Source organism: Ensifer soli, from assembly GCF_041928815.1.
Taxonomy (GTDB): Bacteria; Pseudomonadota; Alphaproteobacteria; order Rhizobiales; family Rhizobiaceae; genus JBHFEI01.
Genome location: NZ_JBHFEI010000012.1, coordinates 129420 through 154030, shown reverse-complemented (window position 1 = coordinate 154030; position 24611 = coordinate 129420). Strand labels below are relative to the sequence as shown.

At 68.1% G+C, this 24611-nt stretch carries 24 protein-coding genes; 13 read left to right on the top strand and 11 right to left on the bottom strand.

Annotation, left to right across the window (positions count from 1 at the left end; all coding sequences use genetic code 11):
- The first annotated feature begins 364 nt into the window (after positions 1-364).
- The 4 genes from ACEVQ6_RS18230 (at position 365) to ACEVQ6_RS18215 (ending at position 5997) form a co-directional block, all read left to right on the top strand.
- Positions 365-1309 carry an ornithine cyclodeaminase family protein gene (locus ACEVQ6_RS18230; protein WP_374890462.1) on the top strand — a complete coding sequence of 315 codons (945 nt, stop codon included), beginning with the start codon at positions 365-367 and terminating at the stop codon, positions 1307-1309.
- Positions 1310-1517: 208 nt separating this feature from the next.
- Positions 1518-3983: an ATP-dependent helicase HrpB gene (gene hrpB, locus ACEVQ6_RS18225; RefSeq protein ID WP_374890461.1), complete on the top strand. Its 2466-nt coding sequence runs from the start codon at positions 1518-1520 to the stop codon at positions 3981-3983.
- 53 nt (positions 3984-4036) lie between these two features.
- Entirely contained in the window at positions 4037-5341 is a 1305-nt protein-coding gene (locus ACEVQ6_RS18220; protein ID WP_374890472.1) for an ActS/PrrB/RegB family redox-sensitive histidine kinase, read from the top strand.
- A gap of 83 nt (positions 5342-5424) precedes the next feature.
- A complete protein-coding gene (locus tag ACEVQ6_RS18215; protein WP_374890460.1) occupies positions 5425-5997 on the top strand; it encodes an ActR/PrrA/RegA family redox response regulator transcription factor in 573 nt (190 codons plus the stop codon).
- A gap of 234 nt (positions 5998-6231) precedes the next feature.
- On the opposite strand, the gene ACEVQ6_RS18210 is transcribed toward ACEVQ6_RS18215, so the two are convergent.
- Positions 6232-6756, bottom strand: coding sequence for an MmcB family DNA repair protein (locus ACEVQ6_RS18210; RefSeq protein WP_374890459.1), 525 nt, complete (start codon positions 6754-6756; stop codon positions 6232-6234).
- A gap of 180 nt (positions 6757-6936) precedes the next feature.
- Here ACEVQ6_RS18210 and ACEVQ6_RS18205 point away from each other — a divergent pair, with 180 nt between their 5' ends.
- The gene (locus ACEVQ6_RS18205; protein ID WP_374890458.1) at positions 6937-7611 is read left to right on the top strand and encodes a L,D-transpeptidase; all 675 of its coding nucleotides are present in this window, start codon (positions 6937-6939) and stop codon (positions 7609-7611) included.
- Positions 7612-7776: 165 nt separating this feature from the next.
- On the opposite strand, the gene ACEVQ6_RS18200 is transcribed toward ACEVQ6_RS18205, so the two are convergent.
- The gene (locus ACEVQ6_RS18200) at positions 7777-9942 is read right to left on the bottom strand and encodes a malate synthase G (protein ID WP_374890457.1); all 2166 of its coding nucleotides are present in this window, start codon (positions 9940-9942) and stop codon (positions 7777-7779) included.
- A gap of 180 nt (positions 9943-10122) precedes the next feature.
- On the bottom strand, positions 10123-12123 hold the full coding sequence (locus ACEVQ6_RS18195) for a hydantoinase/oxoprolinase N-terminal domain-containing protein (RefSeq protein WP_374890456.1): 2001 nt from the start codon (positions 12121-12123) through the stop codon (positions 10123-10125).
- Between the two features lie 213 nt (positions 12124-12336).
- On the opposite strand from ACEVQ6_RS18195, the gene ACEVQ6_RS18190 reads away from it, so the two are divergent.
- Entirely contained in the window at positions 12337-12993 is a 657-nt protein-coding gene (locus ACEVQ6_RS18190) for a hypothetical protein (RefSeq protein ID WP_374890455.1), read from the top strand.
- Here the strand turns inward: ACEVQ6_RS18190 and ACEVQ6_RS18185 are convergent.
- The 5 genes from ACEVQ6_RS18185 to hslV form a co-directional block, all read right to left on the bottom strand.
- Positions 12908-14302, bottom strand: a complete 1395-nt coding sequence (locus ACEVQ6_RS18185) for a cytochrome P450 (RefSeq protein ID WP_374890454.1) — start codon at positions 14300-14302, stop codon at positions 12908-12910. The two genes, ACEVQ6_RS18190 and ACEVQ6_RS18185, sit on opposite strands and share 86 nt — an antisense overlap.
- Before the next feature lie 88 nt (positions 14303-14390).
- On the bottom strand, positions 14391-15320 hold the full coding sequence (locus tag ACEVQ6_RS18180; protein ID WP_374890471.1) for a DUF1402 family protein: 930 nt from the start codon (positions 15318-15320) through the stop codon (positions 14391-14393).
- Positions 15321-15517: 197 nt separating this feature from the next.
- Positions 15518-16825, bottom strand: a complete 1308-nt coding sequence (gene hslU, locus ACEVQ6_RS18175; protein WP_374890453.1) for an ATP-dependent protease ATPase subunit HslU — start codon at positions 16823-16825, stop codon at positions 15518-15520.
- Positions 16822-17364 (bottom strand): GNAT family N-acetyltransferase, encoded by a 543-nt coding sequence (locus tag ACEVQ6_RS18170; protein ID WP_374890452.1) that lies wholly within the window; start codon positions 17362-17364, stop codon positions 16822-16824. The genes hslU and ACEVQ6_RS18170 overlap by 4 nt, the downstream gene beginning before the upstream one ends.
- Positions 17354-17911: an ATP-dependent protease subunit HslV gene (hslV, locus tag ACEVQ6_RS18165; protein ID WP_374890451.1), complete on the bottom strand. Its 558-nt coding sequence runs from the start codon at positions 17909-17911 to the stop codon at positions 17354-17356. Before hslV ends, ACEVQ6_RS18170 begins: the two co-directional genes overlap by 11 nt.
- A 191-nt stretch (positions 17912-18102) precedes the next feature.
- Between hslV and hisB the strand changes: the two genes are divergently transcribed.
- The 7 genes from hisB (at position 18103) to coaA (ending at position 22818) form a co-directional block, all read left to right on the top strand.
- Positions 18103-18702: an imidazoleglycerol-phosphate dehydratase HisB gene (gene hisB / locus ACEVQ6_RS18160; RefSeq protein ID WP_374890450.1), complete on the top strand. Its 600-nt coding sequence runs from the start codon at positions 18103-18105 to the stop codon at positions 18700-18702.
- A gap of 39 nt (positions 18703-18741) precedes the next feature.
- Positions 18742-19209 (top strand): DUF2628 domain-containing protein, encoded by a 468-nt coding sequence (locus ACEVQ6_RS18155; RefSeq protein WP_374890449.1) that lies wholly within the window; start codon positions 18742-18744, stop codon positions 19207-19209.
- Positions 19209-19859 carry an imidazole glycerol phosphate synthase subunit HisH gene (hisH, locus tag ACEVQ6_RS18150; protein WP_374890448.1) on the top strand — a complete coding sequence of 217 codons (651 nt, stop codon included), beginning with the start codon at positions 19209-19211 and terminating at the stop codon, positions 19857-19859. Before ACEVQ6_RS18155 ends, hisH begins: the two co-directional genes overlap by 1 nt.
- A 3-nt stretch (positions 19860-19862) precedes the next feature.
- On the top strand, positions 19863-20609 hold the full coding sequence (gene hisA / locus ACEVQ6_RS18145) for a 1-(5-phosphoribosyl)-5-[(5-phosphoribosylamino)methylideneamino]imidazole-4-carboxamide isomerase (protein ID WP_374890447.1): 747 nt from the start codon (positions 19863-19865) through the stop codon (positions 20607-20609).
- A 103-nt stretch (positions 20610-20712) separates the two neighbouring features.
- Positions 20713-21489, top strand: coding sequence for an imidazole glycerol phosphate synthase subunit HisF (gene hisF / locus ACEVQ6_RS18140; RefSeq protein ID WP_374890446.1), 777 nt, complete (start codon positions 20713-20715; stop codon positions 21487-21489).
- 13 nt (positions 21490-21502) lie between these two features.
- A complete protein-coding gene (locus tag ACEVQ6_RS18135; RefSeq protein ID WP_374890445.1) occupies positions 21503-21823 on the top strand; it encodes a phosphoribosyl-ATP diphosphatase in 321 nt (106 codons plus the stop codon).
- Positions 21823-22818 (top strand): type I pantothenate kinase, encoded by a 996-nt coding sequence (gene coaA, locus ACEVQ6_RS18130; protein ID WP_374890470.1) that lies wholly within the window; start codon positions 21823-21825, stop codon positions 22816-22818. The genes ACEVQ6_RS18135 and coaA overlap by 1 nt, the downstream gene beginning before the upstream one ends.
- Before the next feature lie 4 nt (positions 22819-22822).
- Here coaA and ACEVQ6_RS18125 read toward each other — a convergent pair whose 3' ends face one another.
- The 3 genes from ACEVQ6_RS18125 to arfB form a co-directional block, all read right to left on the bottom strand.
- Positions 22823-23434, bottom strand: coding sequence for an alpha-ketoglutarate-dependent dioxygenase AlkB family protein (locus ACEVQ6_RS18125; protein ID WP_374890444.1), 612 nt, complete (start codon positions 23432-23434; stop codon positions 22823-22825).
- 59 nt (positions 23435-23493) lie between these two features.
- Complete coding sequence (lysM, locus tag ACEVQ6_RS18120; RefSeq protein WP_374890443.1) at positions 23494-23961, bottom strand: peptidoglycan-binding protein LysM; 468 nt, start codon at positions 23959-23961, stop codon at positions 23494-23496.
- Positions 23962-24053: 92 nt separating this feature from the next.
- On the bottom strand, positions 24054-24488 hold the full coding sequence (gene arfB / locus ACEVQ6_RS18115) for an alternative ribosome rescue aminoacyl-tRNA hydrolase ArfB (RefSeq protein WP_374890442.1): 435 nt from the start codon (positions 24486-24488) through the stop codon (positions 24054-24056).
- Between the last annotated feature and the right edge of the window lie 123 nt (positions 24489-24611).

Here is a 24611-nt window from a genome sequence, read left to right as displayed (position 1 = left end):
TCAAGAAACTTCAGAGCGAGTTCGTCGGTCGCCAGCAGCGCCGCCGCCCTCGTTGGTGAGCGGGTTATAGTCCTACCCATTCCCAATCGTCAACACCATCCGTCAAAGAAATTTCAAAAATCGCTCAAATCACTGATAATGTTAGATAAATTCAAACTTGGGGGGAACGAGGGCGCCAAAATCAGGGCGAAATCGCGTCATATGGCACGGTCTGAGCGGCGTGTGCCGCATCCGGCGGGCCTTCGCCCAAAATGGAGACCATGCAGAACGTGACGTCTTCTGGGTGCCTGTTTGCAAGGGCTGGCATCCTCGGGTGTTTGCGCGCATTCTGATCGCTTCCCTGGCTCATTCTCATGGACGGCCGATGCTTCTTCTCGACGAAACCCGGACCCGCGACCTTCTTTCCTGGCCCGCGCTGATCGATGCGCTTTCCACCATGTTCCGCGGCGGCTGCGTCATGCCGGTGCGCCACCACCATACCGTCGCCGTGCCCGGCGCGGATCCGGCGACATTGCTCCTGATGCCCGCTTGGGTGCCCGGGCGCTATGCGGGCGTGAAGATCGTCGCGGTCTTTCCGTCGAACGGCGCGCGCGGCCTGCCGGCGGTGCAGGGCAATTACATGCTGATGTCGGGGGAGACAGGCGTTCCGCTGGCAATGGTCGATGGCGGGGAACTGACGGCACGGCGCACCGCCGCGGCCTCGGCGCTGGCCGCGAGCCGGCTCGCCCGCGAGGATGCCGAAACCCTGACGGTGATCGGCGCCGGGCGCCTTTCGGCCAACCTCGTCGCCGCCCATGCGACGGTCCGGCCGATCCGGCGCGCGACGATCTGGGCCCGCGACCCTTCGAAAGCGCGAGGGGCGGCTGCGGCGTTGGCGGTGGAGGGTGTGGACATCACCGTCGCCGACGATCTCGAACGCGCGGTGCGGGACGCCGACATCGTCTCGGCGGCGACGCTCTCCACCACGCCGCTGGTGCGCGGCGCGTGGTTGAAGCCGGGCGCCCATGTCGATCTCGTCGGTGCCTTCCGTCCCGACATGCGCGAAAGCGACGACGCTTCGGTCCGCCGTGCCAGCCTCTTCGTCGATACGCGCGACGGCGCGCTGTCGGAAGGCGGCGATCTCGTCCAGCCGATCCGCGAGGGCGTGATTTCGGAAGCCGACATCCGCGCCGATCTCTTCGATCTGATGCAGGGCCGCCACCCCGGACGGACGGATGCGGAGGAGATCACCCTGTTCAAGTCCGTCGGCGCGGCGCTGGAGGACCTCGCCGGGGCGATCCTCGCCTATGAGCGCGCGCGCGACACCTAGGAACGCTTCCGGCGACGGGTGGATTCACCGGAAACGCTTTCCGCTTTTGTGGTTGCCGCCGCGTCCGGCACCGGAACGGTCTCGCTTCGGCGACAAGCATCGTTGAACGCCGGGCGCCCGGCGGGTAAATCCGCCTGCGGATGCCCGCCTGCGTGCCGCATGGCGGTCCTGAAAGCGGCTTTGGCCGCGCCGAGGAGCGTGACCGACGATGATCCGACTGCCAGACCTTCCCGTCCGCGAGGCGCTGCCCGCCCTCGGCGCGGCGCTTGCCGGGGGCAACCGCGCGGTGCTCGCCGCGCCGCCCGGCGCCGGCAAGACGACACTGGTGCCGCTCTTCCTCCTCGATCAGCCCTTTCGCGGCGACAGCCGCATCGTGCTGCTCGAGCCGCGCCGGCTGGCCGCCCGGGCGGCGGCGGCGCGGATGGCGGCGATCCTCGGCGAGGCGGTCGGCGAGACGGTCGGCTACCGGATGCGGCTCGACACGAGGATCTCGGCGCGCACGCGCATCGAGGTCGTGACCGAAGGCGTCTTCGCCGGGATGGTGCTCGCCGATCCCGAACTGGCGGGCATCGGCGCGGTGCTCTTCGACGAATTCCACGAGCGCTCGCTCGAGGCCGATCTCGGCCTGGCGCTGGCGCTCGACGTGCAGCAGGCGCTGCGCGAGGACCTGCGCGTCCTCGTCATGTCGGCGACGCTCGACACGGAACGGGTGGCGGCGCTGATGGGTGCCGCGCCGGTGATCGAAAGCCACGGCCGCAGCTTTCCGGTCGAGATCCTCCATCGCGACAGGCCCGGCACCGAACGGATCGAGGATGCGGTGGCCCGCACCATCCTCGAGGCGCTCGCGACCGAGCCCGGTTCCATCCTTGCCTTCCTGCCCGGACAGGCGGAGATCCGACGCACCGCCGAACGGCTCGAAGGACGTCTGGCCGCCGACACGCATGTCGCGCCACTCTATGGCATGCTGTCGCAGAAGGAGCAGGATGCGGCGATCCGCCCCGCGCCCGGCGGACAGCGCAAGGTGGTACTCGCAACGTCGATCGCCGAAACATCGATCACCATCGACGGCGTGCGCATCGTCATCGACAGCGGCCTCGCCCGCCTGCCGGTCTTCGAGCCCTCGACCGGCTTCACCCGGCTGGAGACGGTGCGTGTCTCGCGCGCCTCCGCCGACCAGCGGGCGGGGCGTGCCGGACGCACGGAACCCGGCAAGGCGATCCGCCTCTGGCATGCCGGCCAGACAGCAAGCCTTCCGGCCTTCACGCCGCCGCAGATTCTTTCAAGCGACCTTTCCGGCTTCGTGCTCGACCTCGCCTCCTGGGGCGTTACCGACCCCGCGACGCTCGCCTTCGTCGATCCACCGCCGCAAGCGGCGCTGGACGAGGCACGCGCGCTGCTGGCGACGCTCGGCGCGCTTGACGCGGACGGGCGGATCACGCCGCGCGGCGCGGCAATCCGCGCGCTGCCGCTGCCGCCGCGTCTCGCCGCCATGGTGATCGAGGCGGCGGAGGAGGGAGAGGCGCGCGAGGCGGCGATGCTCGCCCTGCTCCTGACCGAACAGGGGCTCGGCGGCAGCGGCGTCGATCTCGACGATCGCCTGCGCCGGTTTCGCGCCGATCGCAGCGAGCGGGCGGAGGCCGCGCGCGGCCTCGCGCGGCGGATCGCCGCGAGCGCCGGCCGGGGCAAGGCGGACGCCCCGACCGGCCCGGTTTCCGCCGGCGCGCTGCTGGTCCACGCCTTCGCCGACCGGATCGCGCTGCAGCGCGGCGGACGCGGCCGATTCGTCATGGCGAACGGGCGCGGCGGCGAGCTGGAGGAGACCGAGCGGCTTGCCGGCGAGGAGATGCTGGTCGTCGCCGATCTCACCGGCAAGGCCGGGCGGGCGCGGATCGTCGCCGCGGCGGCGCTGGCACGCGGCGAGGTCGAGGCGCGGATGGCGGACCGGATCGTGCGCGAGACGCAGACGGTGTTCGACCGCGCCAGCCGACAGGTCCGGGCGCGGCAGGTGCGGCGGCTCGGCGCGCTGGTGCTGGACGAGGCGCCGCTGCCGCGCCCGAACGGTGCGGCCGCCGCCGCGGCCCTTGCCGAAGGCGTGCGCCTTCTCGGCCTTGGTTCCCTGCCCTTCTCGCGCGACGGGACGCAGCTGCGCGACCGGCTCGGCTTTCTCCATCGAAGCCTCGGCGCGCCCTGGCCGGACGTCGGCGACCAGGCCCTGCTCGAGAGGCTCGACGACTGGTTCGTCCCCTTCCAGCACGCGGCGCGCGGCCTCGACGAGATCACGCCCGGCAGCCTCGGCGAGGGGCTGCTCTCCCTTGTCGATCCCGCCGGGCGCCGCCTGCTGGCGCAGCTCGCCCCGACCCATTTCGAGGCGCCGACCGGCCAGCGCCACGCGATCCGCTACGATGGCGACGCTCCGGTCGTGTCGCTCCGGGTCCAGGAACTGTTCGGGCTAACGAGCCACCCGCGGATCGGCGGCGGCCGCCTGCCGCTCGTCTTCGAGCTCGTTTCGCCGGGCGGGCGACCGATCCAGACGACCCGCGACCTGCCGGGCTTCTGGGCGGGATCGTGGAAGGACGTGCGCGCCGAGATGCGCGGGCGCTATCCGCGCCATCCCTGGCCGGAAAACCCGGCAGAGGCCGCCCCGACGACACGGGCGAAGCCGCGTGGTACATGACGAGAGGGCGGCGCATGGAGCGGCGCACGAGACAGGGAGGCGGCATGGCAGGCATGATCAGCGTCGGGAACCGACAATTCACCAGCCGGACGCTGCGGCTCGAGACGCTTGTCCGGCTGCGCTGGCTGGCGGTGGGCGGGCAGACGATCGCGGTCCTCATCGTCGCCTTCTGGCTTCGCTTTCCCCTGCCGCTGCTGCCGTCGGTCGCGCTGATCGCGACGCTCGCCTGCCTCAATGTCGCGCTCAGGCTGCGCTATCCGCCGTCGCTGCGGCTCGAGCCGCTCGCCGCCCTCGTCCTGCTCGGCTTCGACCTGTCGCAGCTGATGGCGCTGCTGTTCATCACCGGCGGTCTCGCCAATCCCTTCGCACCGCTCGTCTGCGTCCCCGTCATCATCTCCTCGGCCTCGCTGCCGCGGCAGTACAGCCTCTGGCTCGCCGGGCTCGCCTTCGCCGGCGTCAGCGCGCTCGCCTTCACCCCTTTCCCCCTGCCCTGGTATCCGGGCAGCGAGCTGCATGTGCCGCCCGTCCAGATGGCCGGCTTCTGGTTCGCCATCGTTGCCACCACCGCCTTTGCCGCCTTCTACACCTATCGCGTCTCGCTGGAGACGAACGAGCTCTCCGCGGCCCTTGCCGCGACCGAGCTGGCGCTGGAGCGGGAAACGCACCTGTCGCAGCTCGACGGGCTCGCCGCCGCCGCCGCCCATGAGCTCGGCACGCCGCTCGCGACGATCAGCGTCGTCGCGCGCGAGATGGAGCGCGAATTCGGCGAGGATCCGCGCTTCGGCGAGGACGTGCACCTCCTGCGCAGCCAGAGCGAGCGCTGCCGCGACATCCTGCGCCGGCTCACCACCCTCTCCTCGGAAAACGAGGAGCAGATGCGCCTGCTGCCGCTCTCGTCCCTGATCGAGGAGGTGGCCGCGCCGCATCGCGAATTCGGCATTGCCATCCGCCTCGTCGAGCGCGGCGAGCGGGCCTCCGAGCCCGTCGGCAAGCGCAATGCCGGCATTCTCTACGGCCTCGGCAATCTCCTCGAAAACGCCGTCGACCATGCGGCGAGCGCTGTGACGGTGACGGCCGAGCATACCCCGGATGCGGTCTCGGTGACGATCGAGGACGACGGCGACGGTTTCGCCCCTGACATTCTCGCCCGGATCGGCGAGCCCTATGTCACGCGCCGGCAGAAGGAGGACAGCGCCGGCGGCCTCGGCCTCGGCCTCTTCATCGCCAAAACGCTGCTCGAACGCTCCGGCGCGCGCCTCACCTTCGAGAATGGCGGCGCCGAGCAGCCGGGCGCCCGCGTCCGCGTCGTCTGGCCGCGACACCAGATGGAGGCGGGATTCGCCCGCCAGGCTCTTTAGTGCGGCAATTTTCTCGCCACGCGGCGATCCATCCGGGCATGGATCTGCTATAGACGGCGAAAATAGAGCGCAGGAACGACAAGATGAGCGAGACGAGCGAGCCCTCCCCCGATGTCCAGGACGCGATCGGCCCGGATCCCTCGCTCCTGATCGTCGACGACGACGGCCCCTTCGTCCGCCGGCTGGCACGGGCGATGGAGGCGCGCGGCTTTACCGTGGAGATCGCCGAATCGGTGGCGGAGGGCATCGCCAAGGCGAAGGCGAACCCGCCGCGCCATGCGGTGATCGACCTGCGCCTCGGCGACGGCAGCGGGCTCGACGTGATCGAGGCGATCCGCGGGCGACGGGACGACACCCGCATCATCATGCTGACAGGCTACGGGAACATCGCCACCGCCGTGACGGCGGTGAAGCTCGGCGCCATCGATTATCTCGCCAAGCCCGCCGATGCCGACGAGATCTTCGGCGCGCTGGTGCAGAAGGCCGGGGAGCGCGTCGAACTGCCGGAAAATCCGATGTCGGCCGACCGGGTGCGCTGGGAGCACATCCAGCGCGTCTACGAGATGTGCGAGCGCAACGTTTCGGAAACCGCGCGCCGGCTCAACATGCACCGCCGCACGCTGCAGCGCATCCTCGCCAAGCGCGCGCCGAAATAGGCATGACGAGAAAATAATGCATGAAACGTGTCGGCGAACGCGACGCATGTCCGGTCCGGCTCTGATGGGAAGGCCGGACACTGCGTCGGGATGAAGAGACAGAGCCTGTCCGGTGAACCCCTCGTCTGTGCCGGGCAGGCTCCAGGATCGCAGCATGTTCCAGCGCCTGCCGGGGGCGATACGGCTGGAAGAGCGGGCCTGCGCCATGCTCTCCATTCCAGCCGGAAACCGTCGTCAGTCGGCCGCGCCGGAGACGATGCCGCGGATTGCAGCCCCGGTCTCCGGATCCCGGTCCGTCGCCCATTCGGCGAGCGTCAGGCGCTGGGCGGCGAGCCGCGCGAAGGCAAGCGAGACGGATTTCCGCGTGGAGGGCGCCAGCCGGTGTTCGGGCGCCTCGCGCAGCAGTGCTGCGCCGTAGCCGTCGGCGAGCAGCAGGCCGCAGTCGTCCGGAAAGATCCCGCGGGGCACGCCCTCGTGCGAGGCGAAGAACAGCCGGTCGCAAAAGTCGCGGTAGGACGGCCATTTGCGGTCCGAGCGGAAGTCCTCGATCGAGGTCTTGATCTCGATGATCCAGATCTCGCCCTTCGGCGACAGCGCGACGAGGTCGGCCCGCCTGCCGCTCGCAAGCGTCATCTCCGCGAGAACCGCGTGACGTGATTCGGCGAGGAAACGCTGGACGCCGCGCCGGACCATCATGGCGCGGGCCGACTGGCGCCCGTCGATCAGCGGATTATCTGTGTGCAAGCTCAGAATCGTCATCGCCCGAGTTTGCCACAGGGACCGGTTTGTTGCAAAAAAGCCATGCGCCCGGACATTGCCGCCGGGCCCTCCGCATGCTGCACCGCAAAGCCTTGCCATCATGGTTTTAATCGAAAATAAACCATACTAGCAGATGGTCGGACAGACCCGGATTCCTTCGCACTTTCTCAAGAGACCTCCATGCGCCTTCGCCACGCATTTCTCCTGTGTAGCCTTGCGGCTACGCTCGCCCTGACCGGCTGCTCGCAGACCACCTCGTCCAGCGCGGGCAAGGGCGAGACGGTCGCCGTCGCCACCAACCAGATCTTCTCCGAGGGCTACGGCGCGGTGGAGGACCACGGCTATCCGCTGCCCGCGATCCCGATCTCGAAGGTGGACAAGCGCTTCCACCGCCAGATCGTCGACTATGCCACCAGGGAGCGCCCGGGCACGATCGTCGTCAACACGCCGAGCCGCTTCCTCTACTACGTGCTGCCGGGCGGCAAGGCGGTGCGCTACGGCATCGGCGTCGGCAAGCAGGGTTTTGCCTGGCAGGGCGAGGCCTATATCGCCTGGAAGCAGGAATGGCCGACCTGGCATCCGCCGGAGGAGATGGCCAAGCGCCGTCCCGACGTCGCCCAGTATGTCAAGGAAGGCATGGGCCCGGGCCTCAGGAATCCGCTCGGCGCCCGGGCGCTCTACCTCTTCAACGAGAAGGGCCAGGACACGCTGTTCCGCCTGCATGGAACGCCGGAATGGGCTTCGATCGGCACGGCCGCCTCGTCGGGCTGCATCCGCCTGATGAACCAGGACATCATCGATCTCTATTCGCGCGTCCGGCCCGGCAAGAACGCCCGCGTCATCGTCCAGCAGTAAACGGCACCGCCGGACGCCCGCCGCGATCTTTCGGATCAGCGCGCAGGCTTTACCGCCTTTCTTCCTACGCAAGTCCCGCCGCGCCGTCAGCGGGACTTGCCTCAGGCGCCGAAAAGGCCGCGCTCCCTTTGGAGTGCGGCCTTTCGTTTGCCGGCAGGCGGGCCTTCAGGCTCCCGCCGCCTTCAGTTCCAGCCGGCGGCGGTGCAGCACAGGCTCGGTATAGCCGTTCGGCTGGACGCGGCCCTGCAGCACGAGATCGAGGGCCGCCTGGAAGGCGATCGAGGTGTCGAACCGGCCGGCCATCGGCTGATACAGCGGATCGCCGGCATTCTGCCCGTCGACGACCGCCGCCATCCTTCTCATCGTCTCGACGATCTGCGCCTGCGTCACCACGCCGTGGCGCAGCCAGTTCGCCATGTGCTGGGCGGAGATGCGCAGCGTCGCCCGGTCCTCCATCAGCCCGACATTGTTGATGTCCGGCACCTTGGAGCAACCGACGCCCTGGTCGACCCAGCGCACGACATAGCCGAGGATGCCCTGCGCATTGTTGTCGAGCTCGCGCTGGATGTCGTCGGCCGTCCAGTTCGGCCGCTGCGCCACCGGCACCGAGAGGATGTCGGAAAGCTTCGCCCGCGGCCGGTTCTTCAGCCCCGCCTGCACCTCGGCGACATCGACGCGGTGGTAATGCGTCGCATGCAGCGTCGCCGCCGTCGGCGACGGAACCCAGGCGGTGTTGGCGCCGGCCTTCGGATGGGCGATCTTCTGTTCGAGCATCGCCGCCATCAGATCGGGCATCGCCCACATGCCCTTGCCGATCTGCGCGTGGCCGGCAAGACCGCATTCGAGGCCGATGCCGACGTTCCAGTTCTCGTAGGCCGAAATCCAGGCCGCCTGCTTCATGTCGCCCTTGCGGATCATCGGCCCGGCTTCCATCGAGGTGTGGATCTCGTCGCCGGTGCGGTCGAGGAAGCCGGTATTGATGAAGACGACCCGCTCGCGCGCGGCGCGGATGCATTCCTTGAGGTTGACCGTGGTGCGGCGCTCCTCGTCCATGATGCCCATCTTGATCGTGTTCGCGGGCATCCTCAGCGCCGCCTCGACGCGGGAGAAGATCTCGCAGGCGAAGCCGACCTCCTCCGGCCCGTGCATCTTCGGCTTGACGACATACATCGAGCCGAGGCGCGAATTCATCCGCCGGCCCTTCGGCCCGATGTCGTAGAGCGCGATCGCCGCGGTGATCATCGCGTCCATGATGCCTTCCGGCACCTCGTCGCCGTTCCGGTCGAGGATCGCCGGGTTGGTCATCAGGTGGCCGACATTGCGCACCAGCATCAGCGACCGGCCCTTGAGGATCCGCTGGCCGCCGTCTGGCGCGGTGAATTCGACATCCGGGTTGAGCCTGCGGGTGAAGGTCCGGCCGCCCTTCGCCACCTCCTCCGTCAGGTCGCCGCGCATCAGGCCGAGCCAGTTGCGGTAGACGACGACCTTGTCCTCGGCATCGACGGCGGCGACGGAATCCTCGCAGTCCATGATCGCGGTGACGGCCGATTCGAGCCGGACGTCCGAGATCGACGCCGGATCCGCAGCTCCGGTCGGCGTCGCGGCGTCGATGACGATCTCGACATGGAGATTGTTTCTCGTGAAGAACAGCCGGTCCGGCGCGGCCGCCTCGCCCGCATAGCCGGCAAACTGGCCGGCCTCCCTCAGCGCCAGTGCCGCGCCGTCGCCCCTGACCGCAAGCCTGCCATTCTCGACGGCGAAGCCGCGCGCGTCGCTCCAGCGCCCGCCGTCGAGCGGCACGCTTTCATCGAGGAACGCGCGGACCCAGGCGACGACCTTCGCGCCCCGCACCGGATTGTAGCCCTTGCCCTTCCCGGCGCCGTCCGCCTCGGAAATCGCGTCGGTGCCGTAGAGTGCGTCGTAGAGCGAGCCCCAGCGGGCATTGGCCGCGTTCAGCGCATAGCGGGCATTCATCACCGGCACGACGAGCTGCGGCCCGGCGATGGTGGCGATCTCGGGATCGACATTGTCGGTCGAGACCTGGAACGCCGGGCCCTCGGGCAGGAGATAGCCGATCTCCCTCAGGAAGGACTGGTAGGCCTCCATGTCGGAGGGCGCCCCGTGGTCGCGATACCAGCCGTCGAGCTTTTCCTGGAGCGCATCGCGCTTGGCGAGAAGCGCGCGGTTCTTCGGCGCCAGATCGTGGACGATGGCGGAAAAGTCGCCGAAGAAGGCATCGGCATCGAGACCGACCCCCGGCAGGGCCTCGTTCACCAGAAAGTCGTGGAGCGCGGCATCGATCCGCAGTCCGTCCCGTTCGATCATCGTCATGCTGAACTCCCTGTCGCCCGCGATCGCGCGTCGTGGCGCGCGCTTCGCTTCACCCATCGTGTCGGAGGATCCATGCCGGCCGGCTTCTGCCGGTTGCATGGAGAGACCGACAGTTTCCCATGCTTTCATTCCGTGTCAATTCGGCAATACCGCCAAGAATTTATGCAAGAACGGAAAAGATCAGGCAGCGATGCGCGGCCGTCCGCTGGCGACCACGGTGATGCGCGCCTCGACCAGCCGGCGCCGGCCCTCGATCTCCGGCGCGTCGATCGCCTCGACGACGTCGAGAACCGGCTCGTCGCTGCCGTTCGCGCGCGCTGCGGCCCGCGCCGCGCCGCAAGCGCCGTCCCGAGCGGCGGCAAGAGCCTCCGCCTCGCCGGAAAAGCGCAGCGCCGATCCGAGGCCGAGGACGAGATAGATCCCCTCCTCCGGCATGGTGACGACGGCGGTGACGCCGACGCGCACCTGCCCGACCACCGCGCCGACGGCATTGGCGACATCGGCATCGGCCGGGATGGAGGACGGGGCGCCGAGCATCGCCGCGATCGCCGGATAGTAGATCGGCGCCGCCGCGCCGAGGCCGACCAGCGGCCGGTCGAGCGAGAGCGCGAAGCGGACGATGCCGCCGGCCCGGCGCAGCGCGCGGTCGACGGCCGGCGACATCGCCGGATCGATGGCGTCGCCGCCGTCCTCGGCAAGGGCCGCGCCGAGGATCACCTCGGCGGATTGCCGCGTCATGCGCGCCTCCACACGCTGCGCCAGTTCCTCGGCGCCCGCCGCGACCGGCCGTCCGGCGCCGTCGCGGATGCGCGCCATCAGCGCCGCCCCGAGCCGTGCCGCCGCGCCATGCCACTGCTGCTGGCGCCCGAGCACGTGCATGGCGTCGGAGGGCGTGAAGCCGGAAATGTGGACGAGGCCGCGCGCCACCAGCCGGTCCAGCGTCGCCTTCTGCGGCATCGTGGTCAAAAGTGCCTCGAGCGCCACCGGGGCGGCGCCGATCCGCTCGTAAAGCGCGCGCTCCTGTGGCTGGAGCCCCGCCTCCATCAGGCCCGGCACACCGGTCCTGATGGCGAAGCGTCCGTCATGGCGGCCGGGACGGCCGGTGCGCAGCTGCCGGTCGAGCACGGGCAGGACCGCATCCGGATGCTGGCGCGCAAGCAGGCTCAGCGGCACCAGCCGGCGCGGCCCGAGCGTCAGGGTGGCGACGAGGGCGCGGTTGTCGACCGTTACCTCCGAATCGCCGCCCAGGCCGAAGGTGCGCATCGCCACCGCCTCGACCATGGTGCGCAGGCCGCCGACGACGGCGCCCTCCGCGTCGAGGCGCGGGCAGCCATCCTCAAGCACGGCGACGTCGGTCGTCGTACCGCCGATATCGGAGACGACGGCATTGTCGAGTCCGGTCAGGTGCCGGGCGCCGACGAGGCTTGCGGCGGGTCCGGAAAGGATGGTCTCGATCGGCCGCAGCCGCGCCTCGGCCGCCGCCATCAGCGCGCCGTCGCCGCGCACGACCATCAGCGGCGCGCGGATGCCGCGCGCGTCCAGAAAGCCCTCGCAGGCGCCGATCAGCCGGTCGATCATCGAGACGAGCCGGGCATTGAGCAGCGTCGTCAGCGCCCGGCGCGGCCCGCCGAGCTTCGACGACAGTTCGTGGCTGCAGGTGACGGGCAGATGCGAGACGCCGCGGATGAGTTCCCGCGCGCGGATCTCGTGCGCGGGATTGCGCACGGCGAAATAGCCGGCGACGGCGAAGGAGGAGACGGAGCGGGAAAGATCGGGAAGGGCGGCCTCCAGCGCGGCCGTGTCGAGCGGCGTCTCGCCGCCATGGACGTCGTGCCCGCCGGGCAGGAAGACGACCGGATCGCCGCCGAGCGCCTCGGCAAGCCCGTTGCGCCCGAGATCGTCCGGGCCGAAGCCGATCATCACCAGTCCGGCGCGCCCGCCCTGCCCCTCGACCAGCGCATTCGTCGCGAGCGTCGTCGACAGCGAGACGAGGCGGATGGCGGCGACGGCGATGCCGGAAGCCGACAGAACCCGGTCGACCGCGCCGGCGATGCCGACGGAGAGATCGTGCCGCGTGGTCAGCGCCTTCGCCTTGGCGGCGATGCCGCCGGCCTCGCTGTAGAGGACGGCATCCGTATAGGTGCCGCCGGTATCGATGCCGAGAAAATAGGTCTGGTCCACGGCGGTGTCCGTTCGAGAGAAGAGGAGGCCGTGATAGGACAGGTGCCGGGGAAATACTACAGAAACAGAGCCGGGCGAGGGTCGCCGCCGTTTCCGGAGCATGCCCAGTCAGACCGGAAGCGGATCGGACGTCCGCACAGTTGCGGTAAATGGGACAGATAGGGCATTCCCGGTAAACGCGTGTGTGCCTGAAGTGCTGCAGGAGAGGTGAAGATGCCGTGGATGTCGTCGGCCGGGTGCCGGGCCCTCTTGATCGCCGGCGCGGTTGCCGCGAGCCTGCCGGCGGCGGCCGAGGAGGCGGAACGCTATGCGCCGGTGTTGCCGGACGTCGCGATCTACAAGGCGATGCTCGATGCCAACAAGGCGACCGGGTGGATCCAGTTCCGCGACTATGACGGGCGCCAGATGATCTATTTCACCGCATTGCAGACGATGCATTGCCGGCTGTCGGAAATCCGCTATTCCATCAATTCCGATGCGCTCGACAAGCGCTTTCCGCTGGCACCATGCAATCCGCAGATCCCGTTCAACCTGCCGGGCGACGACACGGCCCGTTATGTCTATCTCACACTGCCGGGTGGGGCGGCGAAGACGCTGACGATCCAGGCGGTCTGGGACGACGGCGCCGGCAGCGAGATCGTCGTCTACATGCCCTGCACGAATGTCGGCGATGCGACCTGCGCGCAGATCGCCACGATCAAGACGCCGCCGAAGCAGACGCAGCAGCCGGCACCGGCCGCGTCCCCGGTCCTGTCGGTCCAGCAGGAGGCGCCCGGCCGCGCCGTCAGCGCGCCGTCACCCGCATCGGCAATCCGCCCCGCGGCTGGGTCGTCAGCCGCTGAACCGGCCAGGGATCCGTCTCCGCGGTGACATCGAAACGATAGCGCCGCATCATCACCGCGAGCGCGATGATCGCCTCCTGCAGCGCGAAGGTGGCGCCGATGCAGATGCGCGGGCCGGCGCCGAAGGGCAGGTACTGGAAGCGGTGCAGCTTTTCCCGGTTTTCCGGCAGGAAGCGTTCCGGCATGAAGGCGCGCGGTTTTTCCCAGTAGAGCTGGTGGCGGTGCAGCGTCCAGGGCATGACCAGCACGGCGACGCCGGCCGGGATCTCGACGCGCTTTCCGTCCGGCGACACCCAGTGGTCGTCGGTGATCGCGGCGCGGTTGATCGACGGCGCCGGCGGATAGAGGCGCAGCGCCTCCTCGAAGGCGGCGCGCACATGCGGCATGCGCTCCAGCCAGTCGACGGGGGCCGCCCCGCTTGCCAGCACCGTGTCGATCTCCTCGTGCATCGCCTCGCGGAAAGCCGGCGCATTGGCGACGAGATACAGCGTCCAGGCGAGCGCCCGCGCCGTCGTCTCGTGGCCGGCGCCGATGAAGGTCAAGATGTTGTCGGAAATCTCGTCGGTGGTCAGTCCCTGGGGTCCCTCGAGCTGCAGCAGCAGCGTCAGGAAGTCGTTCGGGACGGTATCGGGATCCGCCGCGATCGCCCGGCGCCGCGCATCCATCGTGTCACGGACGATGCCGCGGAATTTCTCCATCACCCGCCTCCCGCCGATCCGCGTCAGCCGCGGCACCCAGGGCGGCGCCTGCAAAAGATCCATCGGATCGACGCGGCCCATGCGGTGCAGGAGTTCGTCGACGCTGGCGGCAAAACCGTCGGTACCGGCGGCGATCTGGCCGGAAAACAGTGTTTCCGACAGGATCTCGTAGGTCAGTTCCGTCATGTCGACGGCGATGTTGGTCACCATCGGCGCCCGGTCGGCCGGCGCGTATTTCGCCACGTAGCGTTCCGAACGGTCCAGCATCTGGTCGGCGAAGCCCCATGCATGGCGCGGGGTGAAGACGGGTGCGATCGCCCTGCGCGACCGTTTCCACACCTCGCCCTCGGCCGTCAAAAGCCCGTCGCGCAGGATCGGCCGCAAAATCAGTCGCCTGACCTCCGACATCTCGTAATTGGCGGCGTTCTCGACGAGGACGTAGCGGATCAGGCCCGGATCGTTGATGATGACGGTGCGCTGGCCGACGAAGCTCGTTTCGATCCAGGGCAGCGTGTAGGAGGGCTCGCCCCAGAGTTCCAGCGGATTGCGCAGCACGGTGCGGATGATCTCGAGCCGCGACGGCGGAACGGTGCGCGGGATCGGCGCCGGCGGTTCGAACGGTTCGGGTCTCAGATCCATCGGACAGCTTTCATCGAGGGGCGCCAAGGCTCCGCCGCAAATGCGGCCACGTCAAGACGATGCACGACCCTTCCGCCGCGACGCTGGCTCAGAGCAGGGCCTTCAGCTCGTCGAGCTTGTCGTTGACCAGCCAGCCGTAATAGTTTTCCTCCGGCCAGACGAGGTTGCCGCCACGGTTCCTGGCGGCAAGGGCGCGGGCGCGCCGCTCCGGATCGCCGATGTTGTAGAGCGTCGCGGTGATGCCGGGATTGCCGGAAATGTCCATGCCGGCGATGCGGCGATAGGCATCGATCGAGGTCTTTATCGCCGCCGCGACATAGGCGAGCGAGACGTCCGGATCCATGATCGCCTCGTAGACGCCGCTGGCATTGCGCTCGTCGAGCCGTTCGTAGCCGGATACCCTGGAAACCGTGTCGGTGAGCATCAGCGCGGTCAGCGGATTCATCTGGCCGAGGCCGAAGGTCTGGCCGGCGAAGAAGGGCTGGAAGAACACGGCGCTGAAGCGGTTGTCGGGGAAGGACTGGCCACCGACGCGCTTACCCCGGAACTCCTCCTCCCAGACCCGCTCGCGGCAGGACCAGAGATCGTAGCTGCCCTTTTCGTCGTCGCAGGCGCTGAACTGCGGCCGCGAGACGAAATCGCGTACGCTCTCGCCGTCATAGCCGAAACGGAAACTGTTGCCGGCATAGGCGGCCGCCTTGACGTAATAGGACTGCAGCCGGTCATAGGCGTCGACATTGTAGGTGTGTTCGCCGACGATCGCGCCGACGATATGGATCGGATCGATGTCGTAGGCGCCGGCCACCGACTTGATCTTGCCCACCAGTCGCCGGTCGCCGGCGAGAAGGTCGCGCACCTTCTCGTATTTGGCGTCGAAGGTGGTGCGGCCGGCCTTCGTGCGGCGCGCCGAGGCGCCGGGCACATGCGGCTGCTCGGCATTGCGGTTTCCGTCGGGGACGACGGAAATGCCGCCGGCAAATGCTGGCGCCTGCGACAGGCTGAGGGCGACGAGGACCATGGAAACGAATTTGCGCAACGCACGTCTTCCTGCTGAGCATCGTCCGCGCCATCCGGCGACACCGAGCCCCTGAGGGGAATCAGGCACGCATCCTGCGGACAGGCATGGACCTAGGCCGAAGCCGTGGCGCTGTCGAGGCGAAGGGGCCTCACTTTTTTGCGACCGGCCGCGAATGCACGCGGCCGGTCGCCGAAATGTCACAGGATATAGCGCGACAGGTCGGTGTTTTCCGACAGTTCGCCGACATGGCGGCGCACATAGTCGGCATCGATCGTCAGCGATTGCCCGGACTGGTCGGGCGCGGTGAAGGAAATCTCGTCCAGCACCCGCTCCATCACCGTCTGCAGCCGCCGCGCGCCGATATTCTCGACATTGCCGTTCAGTCGCACCGCGACGTCGGCGAGCGCGTCGATCGCGTCGTCGGTGAAGTCGAGCGTCACCTCTTCCGTGTCGAGCAGCGCGATATATTGCCGGATCAGGCTCGCCTCGGTCTCCGTCAGGATGCGGCGGAAATCCTCCTTGGTCAGCGGCTGCAGCTCCACACGGATCGGCAGGCGTCCCTGCAGCTCCGGCAGGAGGTCCGAGGGCTTCGACACATGGAAGGCGCCGGAGGCGATGAAGAGGATGTGGTCCGTCTTCACCGGTCCGTATTTGGTCGCGACCGTCGTGCCCTCGACCAGCGGCAGCAGGTCGCGCTGCACGCCTTCACGTGAAACACCGGCACCGATGCCGCCGTCGCGGGCAGCGATCTTGTCGATCTCGTCGATGAAGACGATGCCGTCGTTCTCGGCCGAGCGGACGGCCTCGCGCTGGATCTGCTCGCTGTCGAGGAGCTTGTCGGACTCGTCGTCGACCAGGATCGCATAGCTGTCCTTCACCGTGGTGCGCACCTTCTTGGTGCGTCCGCCCATCGCCTTCCCGAACATCTCCGACAGGTTGAGGATACCGACATTGGCGCCCGGCATGCCGGGGATCTCGAAGCCGCCTCCGGGCGACGACGTGTCGGCGACCTCGATGTCGATCTCCTTGTCGTCGAGCTCGTTGGCGCGCAGCTTCTTGCGGAAGCTTTCGCGCGTCGCCGGCGAAGCGGTGGCGCCGACCAGCGCGTCGAGCACGCGCTCCTCGGCGTTCTGGTGTGCCTTCGCCTTCACCTCGGCGCGTTTCTTCTCGCGCACCAGAGCGATGCCGACCTCGACCAGGTCGCGCACGATCTGCTCGACATCGCGGCCGACATAGCCGACCTCGGTGAACTTGGTCGCCTCGACCTTGATGAAGGGCGCGCCGGCGAGCTTGGCGAGGCGGCGGGAGATCTCCGTCTTGCCGACGCCGGTCGGGCCGATCATCAGGATGTTCTTCGGCATCACCTCGTCGCGAAGGTCGTCTTTCAATTGCTGGCGGCGCCAGCGGTTTCTCAGCGCGATGGCGACGGCGCGCTTGGCGGCGTGCTGGCCGATGATGAAGCGGTCGAGCTCGGAAACGATCTCGCGGGGGGAAAAACTGGTCATGATATCTCGTTCGCTTTCGGATCGTGTTGCAGGATCAGCACGCCCTCGCCGGTGCGGCCGAGAAGAGCCGGGATCGGGCGGAACCCGGCCTTCCCATAGGCACGGACCGCCCGGGCATTGGCGGGATCGGGATCGATGATGATGGTGTCGTGGCCCTCAGCGCGAAGCCGCGCGACGAAGGCGCCAAGCGCCGCCGAGCCGATGCCGCGGGAGAGGTCGCCTTCCGCGCCGATCGACAGGTCGACGCCGACCGCCCTCGCCGGCAGCGCGGCAAGCCAGGGATGGTCCTTCGTCCAGCCTTCGTTCTGGTGATGGCCGACGAACCAGACCTGGATGTAGCCGACCGGCCGGCCGTCGAGGAGGATGAGGAAGGGGCGCGTCGTGTCGCGGCCCTCCACCATGTCGCGGATGAAGCCGAGCTCCTCGACCGGATCGCCCCACCATTCCCGCCAGTGCGGCGCCTCGAGCCAGGCGGCGAGAAGGGGATAGTGCTCCGGCATCACCGGGGCGAAGGCGATCCGTCTCGGGTCAGGCGGCATCGAGCGTTTCCACCACCACATTGTGGTTGGTATAGACGCAGATGTCGCCGGCGATCTCGAGCGCCCGGCGCGCCACCTCCTCGGCCGACTTGTCGCTGTCCATCAGCGCGCGGGCGGCGGCGAAGGCATAGTTGCCGCCCGAACCGATGGCGATGGTGCCGTGTTCGGGCTCCAGCACGTCGCCATTGCCGGTGATCGCCAGCGTGATCGACCTGTCGGCGACGAGCATCATCGCTTCGAGATTGCGCAGATACTTGTTGGTGCGCCAGTCCTTGGCGAGCTCGACGGCGGCGCGCATCAGCTGGCCGGGATACTGTTCGAGCTTTGCCTCCAGCCTTTCGAGCAGGGTGAAGGCGTCGGCGGTGGCGCCGGCGAAACCGGCGATCACCTCGCCCTTGGCGAGGCGGCGCACCTTGCGCGCGTTCGACTTCATCACCGTCTGGCCGAGGCTCACCTGGCCGTCGCCGGCCATCACCACCTTGCCGTCCTTGCGCACGGTGATGATCGTCGTGGCGTGCATCGTGCCGTAGGGGTTGTGTTCACTCATCGGATTGCCTGTTTCTGCCCCTTGGTCCGGGGCCGTTGCGGCCCCGTCGGGCCTGTCCTTCGGGGCCTATGTAAGTGCGGCCCCGCCCGTTGCAAAGAGGCGGCCCGGCCGCGCGCGAATCCTTGCCCGGCTTCTGGATATTTGGCCCCGTGCCTGTTAAGGAGCGGCGGTAATCGCCGAGGGAGACCAGTATGGCAGAAGGCCGCAGCGCGAGCATCGCCCGCAAGACCAACGAGACCTCGGTCAAGGTGTCCGTCAATGTCGACGGCACCGGCACCTCGACGATCTCGACCGGCGTCGGCTTCTTCGACCACATGCTCGACCAGCTCTCGCGCCATTCGCTGATCGACATGGCGATCGAGGTGAAGGGCGACCTCCATGTCGACGACCATCACACCGTCGAGGACACCGGCATCGCCATCGGCCTGGCGCTCGCCGAAGCGCTCGGCGACCGGCGCGGCATCACCCGCTACGCCTCGATCGACCTCGCCATGGACGAGACGATGACGAAGGCGGCGATCGACGTGTCCGGCCGGCCCTTCCTGGTCTGGAAGGTCGCCTTTTCCGCGCCGAAGATCGGCACCTTCGACACCGAGCTGGTGCGGGAATTCTTCCACGCGCTCGCCCAGAACGCCGGGGTGACGCTGCACGTCCAGAACATCTACGGCGCCAACAACCATCATATTTCCGAGACCTGCTTCAAGGCGGTAGCGCGGGTGCTGCGGGCCGCCACCGAGATCGATCCGCGCCAAAAGGGCCGCGTGCCCTCGACCAAGGGCATGCTCGCATGAGCGGGGATTTTCCATGAGCGGGGACGGGGACGGACGCCGATGATCAGCTACCTCGTCCTGACGCCGCCGGGTGGCGCGCGCGACGACCGCCCCGCCCGCCTGATCGCCGACAAGGGCCGCTGGCTCGCCTTCTTCTTCCCCGCCTTCTGGCTCCTCTTCCATCGGGCCTGGCTTGCCGGCATCGCTGTCCTTCTCCTGCAGACCGTCCCGGCCGTCCTTCTTGCCGATGTCGCCGAGAGCTGGCAGGCGACGCTGGCAGGCATGGTGCTGAACATCGCGCTCGGCCTGCTCGTCAGCCTCGAAGGTCCGCTTTTCGTCGCAGGCCGCCTCGTCGCGGGGGGCTGGACGCTCGCCGACATCGTTCCGGCGCCCGAGGTCGGGCTGGCCGAAGCCGCATTCGCCGAACGTCAGGCCGCCTCGCGCGCCGCCACCGCCCCCGCCCTTCCGGGCGGCGCGGCGGCGGGCAACGCCACTTACGACCTCTTCGGCCCGCAGGGAGTGCGCTGATGCGCGTCGCCATCATAGACTACGGGTCCGGAAACCTGCGCTCGGCGGTGAAAGCCTTCGAGCGCGCCGCCCGCGAGGCGGGCCTCGACGCCGAGATCGAGCTGACCGACCGGGCGGAGCGCGTGGCGAGCGCCGACCGCGTCGTGCTGCCGGGCGTCGGCGCCTATGCCGACTGCCGCGCCGGGCTCGATGCGGTCGACGGGATGACGGAGGCGCTGCGGGAGACGGTCGAGACGGCTGGCCGGCCCTTCTTCGGCATCTGCGTCGGCATGCAGCTGATGTCCTCGCGCGGCCTCGAAAAGACCGTCACGCCGGGCTTCGGCTGGATCGCCGGCGATGTCGTCGAGATGACGCCCGCCGATCCGGCGCTGAAGATCCCACAGATCGGCTGGAACACGCTGGAACTCGTCCGCCCGCATCCGCTGTTCGACGGCATCGCGACCGGGCCGGACGGCCTGCACGCCTATTTCGTCCATTCCTACCATCTCGCCGCCGAAAATGCGGAGGATATTGTCGCCACCGCCGGCTATGGCGGCCCGGTGACGGCCTTCGTCGCGCGCGGGAACACGGCCGGTGCCCAGTTCCATCCGGAAAAGAGCCAGGCGCTCGGCCTCGCCCTCATCGCCAACTTCCTCCGCTGGAGGCCCTGAACCATGATCCTTTTCCCCGCGATCGACCTCAAGGACGGTCAGTGCGTGCGCCTGAAGCTCGGCGACATGGAACAGGCGACCGTCTACAATCCCGACCCGGCCGCCCAGGCAAAAGCCTTCGAGGACCAGGGCTTCGAATGGCTGCATGTCGTCGATCTCAACGGCGCCTTCGCCGGTGAATCGGTCAACGGCGCCGCCGTCGAGGCCATCCTTAAGGCGACGCGCAATCCGGTTCAGCTCGGCGGCGGCATCCGCACGCTCGCCCATATCGAGGCGTGGCTTTCGAAAGGGCTCGCCCGCGTCATTCTTGGCACCATCGCCGTCAGGGATCCGGCCCTCGTCATCGAGGCCTGCCGGCTGTTTCCGGGCCGGGTCGCCGTCGGCATCGACGCCAAGGGCGGCAAGGTGGCGGTCGAGGGCTGGGCGGAGGCCTCCGAGCTCGGCGTGATCGAGCTGGCGAAAAAATTCGAGGGCGCGGGCGTCGCCGCGATCATCTATACCGACATCGACCGGGACGGCATCCTTGCCGGCATCAACTGGGACGCGACGCTGGCGCTCGCCGACGCGGTCGCCATCCCCGTCATCGCCTCCGGCGGGCTCGCCTCGCTCGACGACATCCGCAGGCTCACCGCTCCCGATGCGGCAAGGCTCGAAGGGGCCATTTCAGGCCGGGCGCTCTATGACGGCCGCATCGACCCGGCCGCCGCCCTTGCACTGATCCGGCAGGCGAAGAAGGAGGCGGTCCTTTGATTCTCAAGGCACGCGTCATTCCCTGCCTCGACGTCAAGGACCGCCCGCCCTGCCTGCAGCCGCATCGCGGCGAGGACGGGCAGAAAAAGAAGGAGGCCGTCCTTTGACCCTGAAGGCACGCGTCATTCCCTGCCTTGACGTCAAGGATGGCCGCGTCGTCAAGGGCGTCAACTTCGTCGACCTCGTCGATGCCGGCGATCCGGTCGAGGCGGCGAAGGCCTATGACGCGGCCGGTGCCGACGAGCTCTGCTTCCTCGACATCACCGCCTCCTCCGACAATCGCGACACGATCTTCGACGTCGTGGCGCGCACCGCCGACCAGTGCTTCATGCCGCTCACCGTCGGCGGCGGCGTGCGCCAGCTCGCCGACATCCGCAAACTGCTGCTCTGCGGCGCCGACAAGGTGTCGATCAATTCGGCGGCGGTGAAGGATCCGGACTTCGTCGCCGCCGCCGCCGACAAGTTCGGCAACCAGTGCATCGTCGTCTCGATCGACGCGAAGAAGGTGTCGGCCGCAACCGAAGCAGATCGCTGGGAGATCTTCACCCATGGCGGCCGCCAGCCGACCGGCATCGACGCGGTCGACTTCGCGCAGCGCATGGTGGCGCGCGGCGCCGGCGAGCTGCTCGTCACCTCGATGGACCGCGACGGCACCAAGAACGGCTACGACATCGCGCTAACCCGCGCCATCGCCGACAGCGTGCGCGCCCCTGTCGTCGCCTCCGGCGGCGCCGGAACGCTCGACCATATGGTCGACGGCATCCGCGACGGCCATGCGACGGCGGTGCTCGCGGCATCGATCTTCCATTTCGGCACCTACAGCATCGGCGAGGCAAAGCGCTACATGGCCGGGCGCGGTATCGCCATGCGGCTCGACTGACGGGAGAAGACCCATGACCCGCTTCACGCTTGCCGATCTCGAAGCGATCGTCGCCGAACGGGCGACGGCCTCGCCGGAGACTTCCTGGACGGCGAAGCTCGTCTCCAAGGGCCAGCCCCGCGCCGCGAAGAAACTCGGCGAGGAGGCGGTGGAAACCGTCATCGCCGCCGTCTCCGGCACGCGCGAGGAACTCGTCGGCGAAAGCGCCGACCTCCTCTATCATCTGATCGTCGTATTGAAGATCGCCGGCATATCGTTACATGATGTCATGGCCGAGCTCGAGGGGCGCACCCGGCGGTCGGGCATAGAAGAAAAGGCAAGCCGTCAGCCGTGATGACCATCGCCGCCAAAGATCTCGTGCCCGCCGATATTCCGGAGCGCTTCGCCAATATCGACACCTCGCCCTATCGTTTCTTCACGGCCGAGGCCTGGTCGCATTTCCGCGCCGACACGCCGCTGACCCTGACCATGGACGAAGTGAAGCGGCTGCGCTCGCTGAACGACCCGGTCGATCTCGACGAGGTCCGGCGCATCTACCTGTCGCTGTCGCGGCTGCTCTCCGCCCATGTCGAATCCTCGCAGCTGCTCTTCGAGCAGCGCAAGCAGTTCCTCGACCTGCCGGACGAAACCAAGACACCCTTCGTCATCGGCATCGCCGGCTCCGTCGCCGTCGGCAAGTCGACGACGGCGCGCATCCTGCAGGAACTGCTGTCGCGCTGGCCGACGAGTCCCAAGGTCGATCTCGTCACCACAGATGGATTCCTCTATCCGAACGCCGTGCTGAAGCGCGAAAACATGATGGACCGGAAGGGTTTTCCGGAAAGCTACGACATCGGCCGGCTGCTGCGCTTCCTCTCGGCGATCAAGGCCGGGCAGCCGAATGTCCGCGCGCCGACCTATTCGCACCTGACCTACGACGTGCTGCCGGACACGTTCCGCATCATCGACCGCCCCGACATCCTGATCTTCGAGGGCATCAACGTGCTGCAGTCACGCGATCTTCCCGCGGACGGCAAGATCATACCGATGGTCTCGGACTTCTTCGATTTCTCCATCTACATCGATGCCGAGGAAAGCCTGATCCATACCTGGTACGTCAACCGCTTCATGCGGCTGCGCGAAACCGCCTTCAAGAATCCGGAGTCCTATTTCAAACGCTACGCCGAAATCAGCGAGGCGGACGCGCTGGAGATCGCCGAGGGGCTCTGGCGCGACATCAACCTGAAGAACCTGCACCGGAACATCCTGCCGACGCGCCCGCGCGCCGACCTGATCCTGCAGAAGGGCCCGAACCACCTGACCGAAACCGTGGCGTTGCGCAAGCTCTGAGCGGTCAGATCCTTACCCGGCGAAGTGTCAGGTTGATCCGCCCGCCGTTTTTCAGCAGGCCCGACGTCATCGGATAGATGCGGTCGACGCCATGGAAGGCGAGCCGGCTCTCGCCGCCGAGCACGACGAGATCGCCGCTCTCCAGCCGGAAGGATTGGGTCCGGCCGCCGCGCGCGGTGCCGCCGACGCGGAAGAGGCATGCGTCGCCGAGCGAGACCGACAGGACCGGCGTTTCGAGATCCTCCTCGTCGCGATCCTGGTGCAGGCCCATGCGCGCCTCTTCGGTGTAGAAGTTGACGAGACAGGCTTCGGGCTGCTTTTCCGTCCCCGAAACCGTGTTCCAGAGATCGAGCAGCATCGCCGGCATGGCCGGCCAGGGACGGCCGGTCACCGGGTGTTCCGCCTGATAGCGATAGCCGCGCACTTTGTCCGTGACCCAGCCGAGCGTGCCGCAATTGGTCATGCGCACCGACATCGGCTTGCCGGTGCGCGGCATTTCAGGAACGAAGAGCGGCGCCTCGGCGACCACGGCACGGATCGCCTCGACCAGCGCCTCCTGCCGCGCCCGGTCGAGAAAGCCTGGAATATGGCGAAGCCCTTTCGGCAGCACCTGCATCGGCACGTCATCCTCGCGTCGGCGGGCCGCCCCGGCCGGGCCGGAACGGCCGCAAGAGGTCAGTCGAGCGGCGGAATGCGCAGGACCTGACCGGGATAGATCTTGTCGGGATGGCTCAGCATCGGCTTGTTCGCCTCGAAGATCGCCGTGTGCTTGGCGCCCTTGCCCTTGCCATACTGGCTCTCGGCGATCTCCCAGAGCGTGTCGCCCTTCTTCACCGTGTAGAAGACCGGTGCGGCGGCCTCGACCGGTTCGGCTTCCGCCTCCGCGATCTTCAGTTCGCCCGCCTCGACCTTGGAGACGCCGAGCGTGTTGCCGACGGCGACGACCGCCTTCTCGAAGACCGACTGGTCGCCGACGACGCCCTTCAGCACCACCTTGTCGCCCTCGACGGCGACATCCACCTTGTCGGTGCCGAGACCGTGCGATTCCAGTTCCTTCTTCACGGCCTCGGCCTCCGGAGGCGTGTCGTCGTCGCCGATGCCGAGTTTCTTGCCCGCGTTCCTGATGAAATCGAACAGACCCATGTCTCTCTCCTTGGCGCCCTCATGGCGCAGCCGGAACATAGCGCGACGGAACGCAATGTCGATGACATTTCAGCGGTCTGACCGCGCCGGCCTCACTCGCCGCCGGGCTTGCCGCGCAGCCGCTTGACATCCGCGCGGCCGGCCTTTTCCTTCAGCCGGCGCTCGACGGACCCCTTGGTCGGCCGCGTCTTCTTGCGCGGCGGCGGCGGCGGGGCGGCGGCTTCGAGAATCAGGTCCTTCAGCCGTTCGCGCGCGTCCTCGCGGTTGCGCTCCTGGCTCCTGAAGCGGCTGGCCTCGATCATCAGCACGCCGTCCTTCGAAAGGCGGCGGCCGGCGAGCCGTTTCGCATTGGCGCGCACCCGCTCGTCGAGCGCCGGCGAGCCCGCCAGATCGTAGAACAGCTGGACGGCGGTCGAGACCTTGTTGACGTTCTGCCCGCCGGGACCGCCCGCCAGCACGAACTGTTCCGTCAGTTCCCAGCCGGCAATGACGATACGGCTGTTGATGTAAAGGGGCTCGCTCGCCATCCGTCTCGCCTACCGCCGCCGTATCCCGTCCGCTGTATCGCACAGCTTGGCCGCGACGCAAATGCCCGAAAACGGACGAAGGCCCGGCGCATCCGCACCGGGCCTTCGACGCTTTCGCAGGCT

Bases quoted from the DNA above. Each gene is read 5' to 3' on its own strand.
- ACEVQ6_RS18155 (WP_374890449.1), top strand. From the start codon at position 18,742: ATGATCAGCTACCTCGTCCTGACGCCGCCGGGTGGCGCGCGCGACGAC.
- lysM (WP_374890443.1), bottom strand. From the start codon at position 23,961: ATGGGTCTGTTCGATTTCATCAGGAACGCGGGCAAGAAACTCGGCATC.
- ACEVQ6_RS18190 (WP_374890455.1), top strand. From the start codon at position 12,337: ATGCCGTGGATGTCGTCGGCCGGGTGCCGGGCCCTCTTGATCGCCGGC.
- hslV (WP_374890451.1), bottom strand. From the start codon at position 17,911: ATGAGTGAACACAACCCCTACGGCACGATGCACGCCACGACGATCATC.
- ACEVQ6_RS18170 (WP_374890452.1), bottom strand. From the start codon at position 17,364: ATGCCGCCTGACCCGAGACGGATCGCCTTCGCCCCGGTGATGCCGGAG.
- ACEVQ6_RS18215 (WP_374890460.1), top strand. From the start codon at position 5,425: ATGAGCGAGACGAGCGAGCCCTCCCCCGATGTCCAGGACGCGATCGGC.
- arfB (WP_374890442.1), bottom strand. From the start codon at position 24,488: ATGGCGAGCGAGCCCCTTTACATCAACAGCCGTATCGTCATTGCCGGC.
- ACEVQ6_RS18230 (WP_374890462.1), top strand. From the start codon at position 365: ATGCTTCTTCTCGACGAAACCCGGACCCGCGACCTTCTTTCCTGGCCC.
- ACEVQ6_RS18205 (WP_374890458.1), top strand. From the start codon at position 6,937: ATGCGCCTTCGCCACGCATTTCTCCTGTGTAGCCTTGCGGCTACGCTC.
- ACEVQ6_RS18200 (WP_374890457.1), bottom strand. From the start codon at position 9,942: ATGACGATGATCGAACGGGACGGACTGCGGATCGATGCCGCGCTCCAC.
- ACEVQ6_RS18125 (WP_374890444.1), bottom strand. From the start codon at position 23,434: ATGCAGGTGCTGCCGAAAGGGCTTCGCCATATTCCAGGCTTTCTCGAC.
- ACEVQ6_RS18220 (WP_374890472.1), top strand. From the start codon at position 4,037: ATGATCAGCGTCGGGAACCGACAATTCACCAGCCGGACGCTGCGGCTC.
- ACEVQ6_RS18185 (WP_374890454.1), bottom strand. From the start codon at position 14,302: ATGGATCTGAGACCCGAACCGTTCGAACCGCCGGCGCCGATCCCGCGC.
- hslU (WP_374890453.1), bottom strand. From the start codon at position 16,825: ATGACCAGTTTTTCCCCCCGCGAGATCGTTTCCGAGCTCGACCGCTTC.
- hisH (WP_374890448.1), top strand. From the start codon at position 19,209: ATGCGCGTCGCCATCATAGACTACGGGTCCGGAAACCTGCGCTCGGCG.
- hrpB (WP_374890461.1), top strand. From the start codon at position 1,518: ATGATCCGACTGCCAGACCTTCCCGTCCGCGAGGCGCTGCCCGCCCTC.
- ACEVQ6_RS18210 (WP_374890459.1), bottom strand. From the start codon at position 6,756: ATGACGATTCTGAGCTTGCACACAGATAATCCGCTGATCGACGGGCGC.
- hisA (WP_374890447.1), top strand. From the start codon at position 19,863: ATGATCCTTTTCCCCGCGATCGACCTCAAGGACGGTCAGTGCGTGCGC.
- hisB (WP_374890450.1), top strand. From the start codon at position 18,103: ATGGCAGAAGGCCGCAGCGCGAGCATCGCCCGCAAGACCAACGAGACC.
- ACEVQ6_RS18180 (WP_374890471.1), bottom strand. From the start codon at position 15,320: ATGGTCCTCGTCGCCCTCAGCCTGTCGCAGGCGCCAGCATTTGCCGGC.
- ACEVQ6_RS18135 (WP_374890445.1), top strand. From the start codon at position 21,503: ATGACCCGCTTCACGCTTGCCGATCTCGAAGCGATCGTCGCCGAACGG.
- coaA (WP_374890470.1), top strand. From the start codon at position 21,823: ATGACCATCGCCGCCAAAGATCTCGTGCCCGCCGATATTCCGGAGCGC.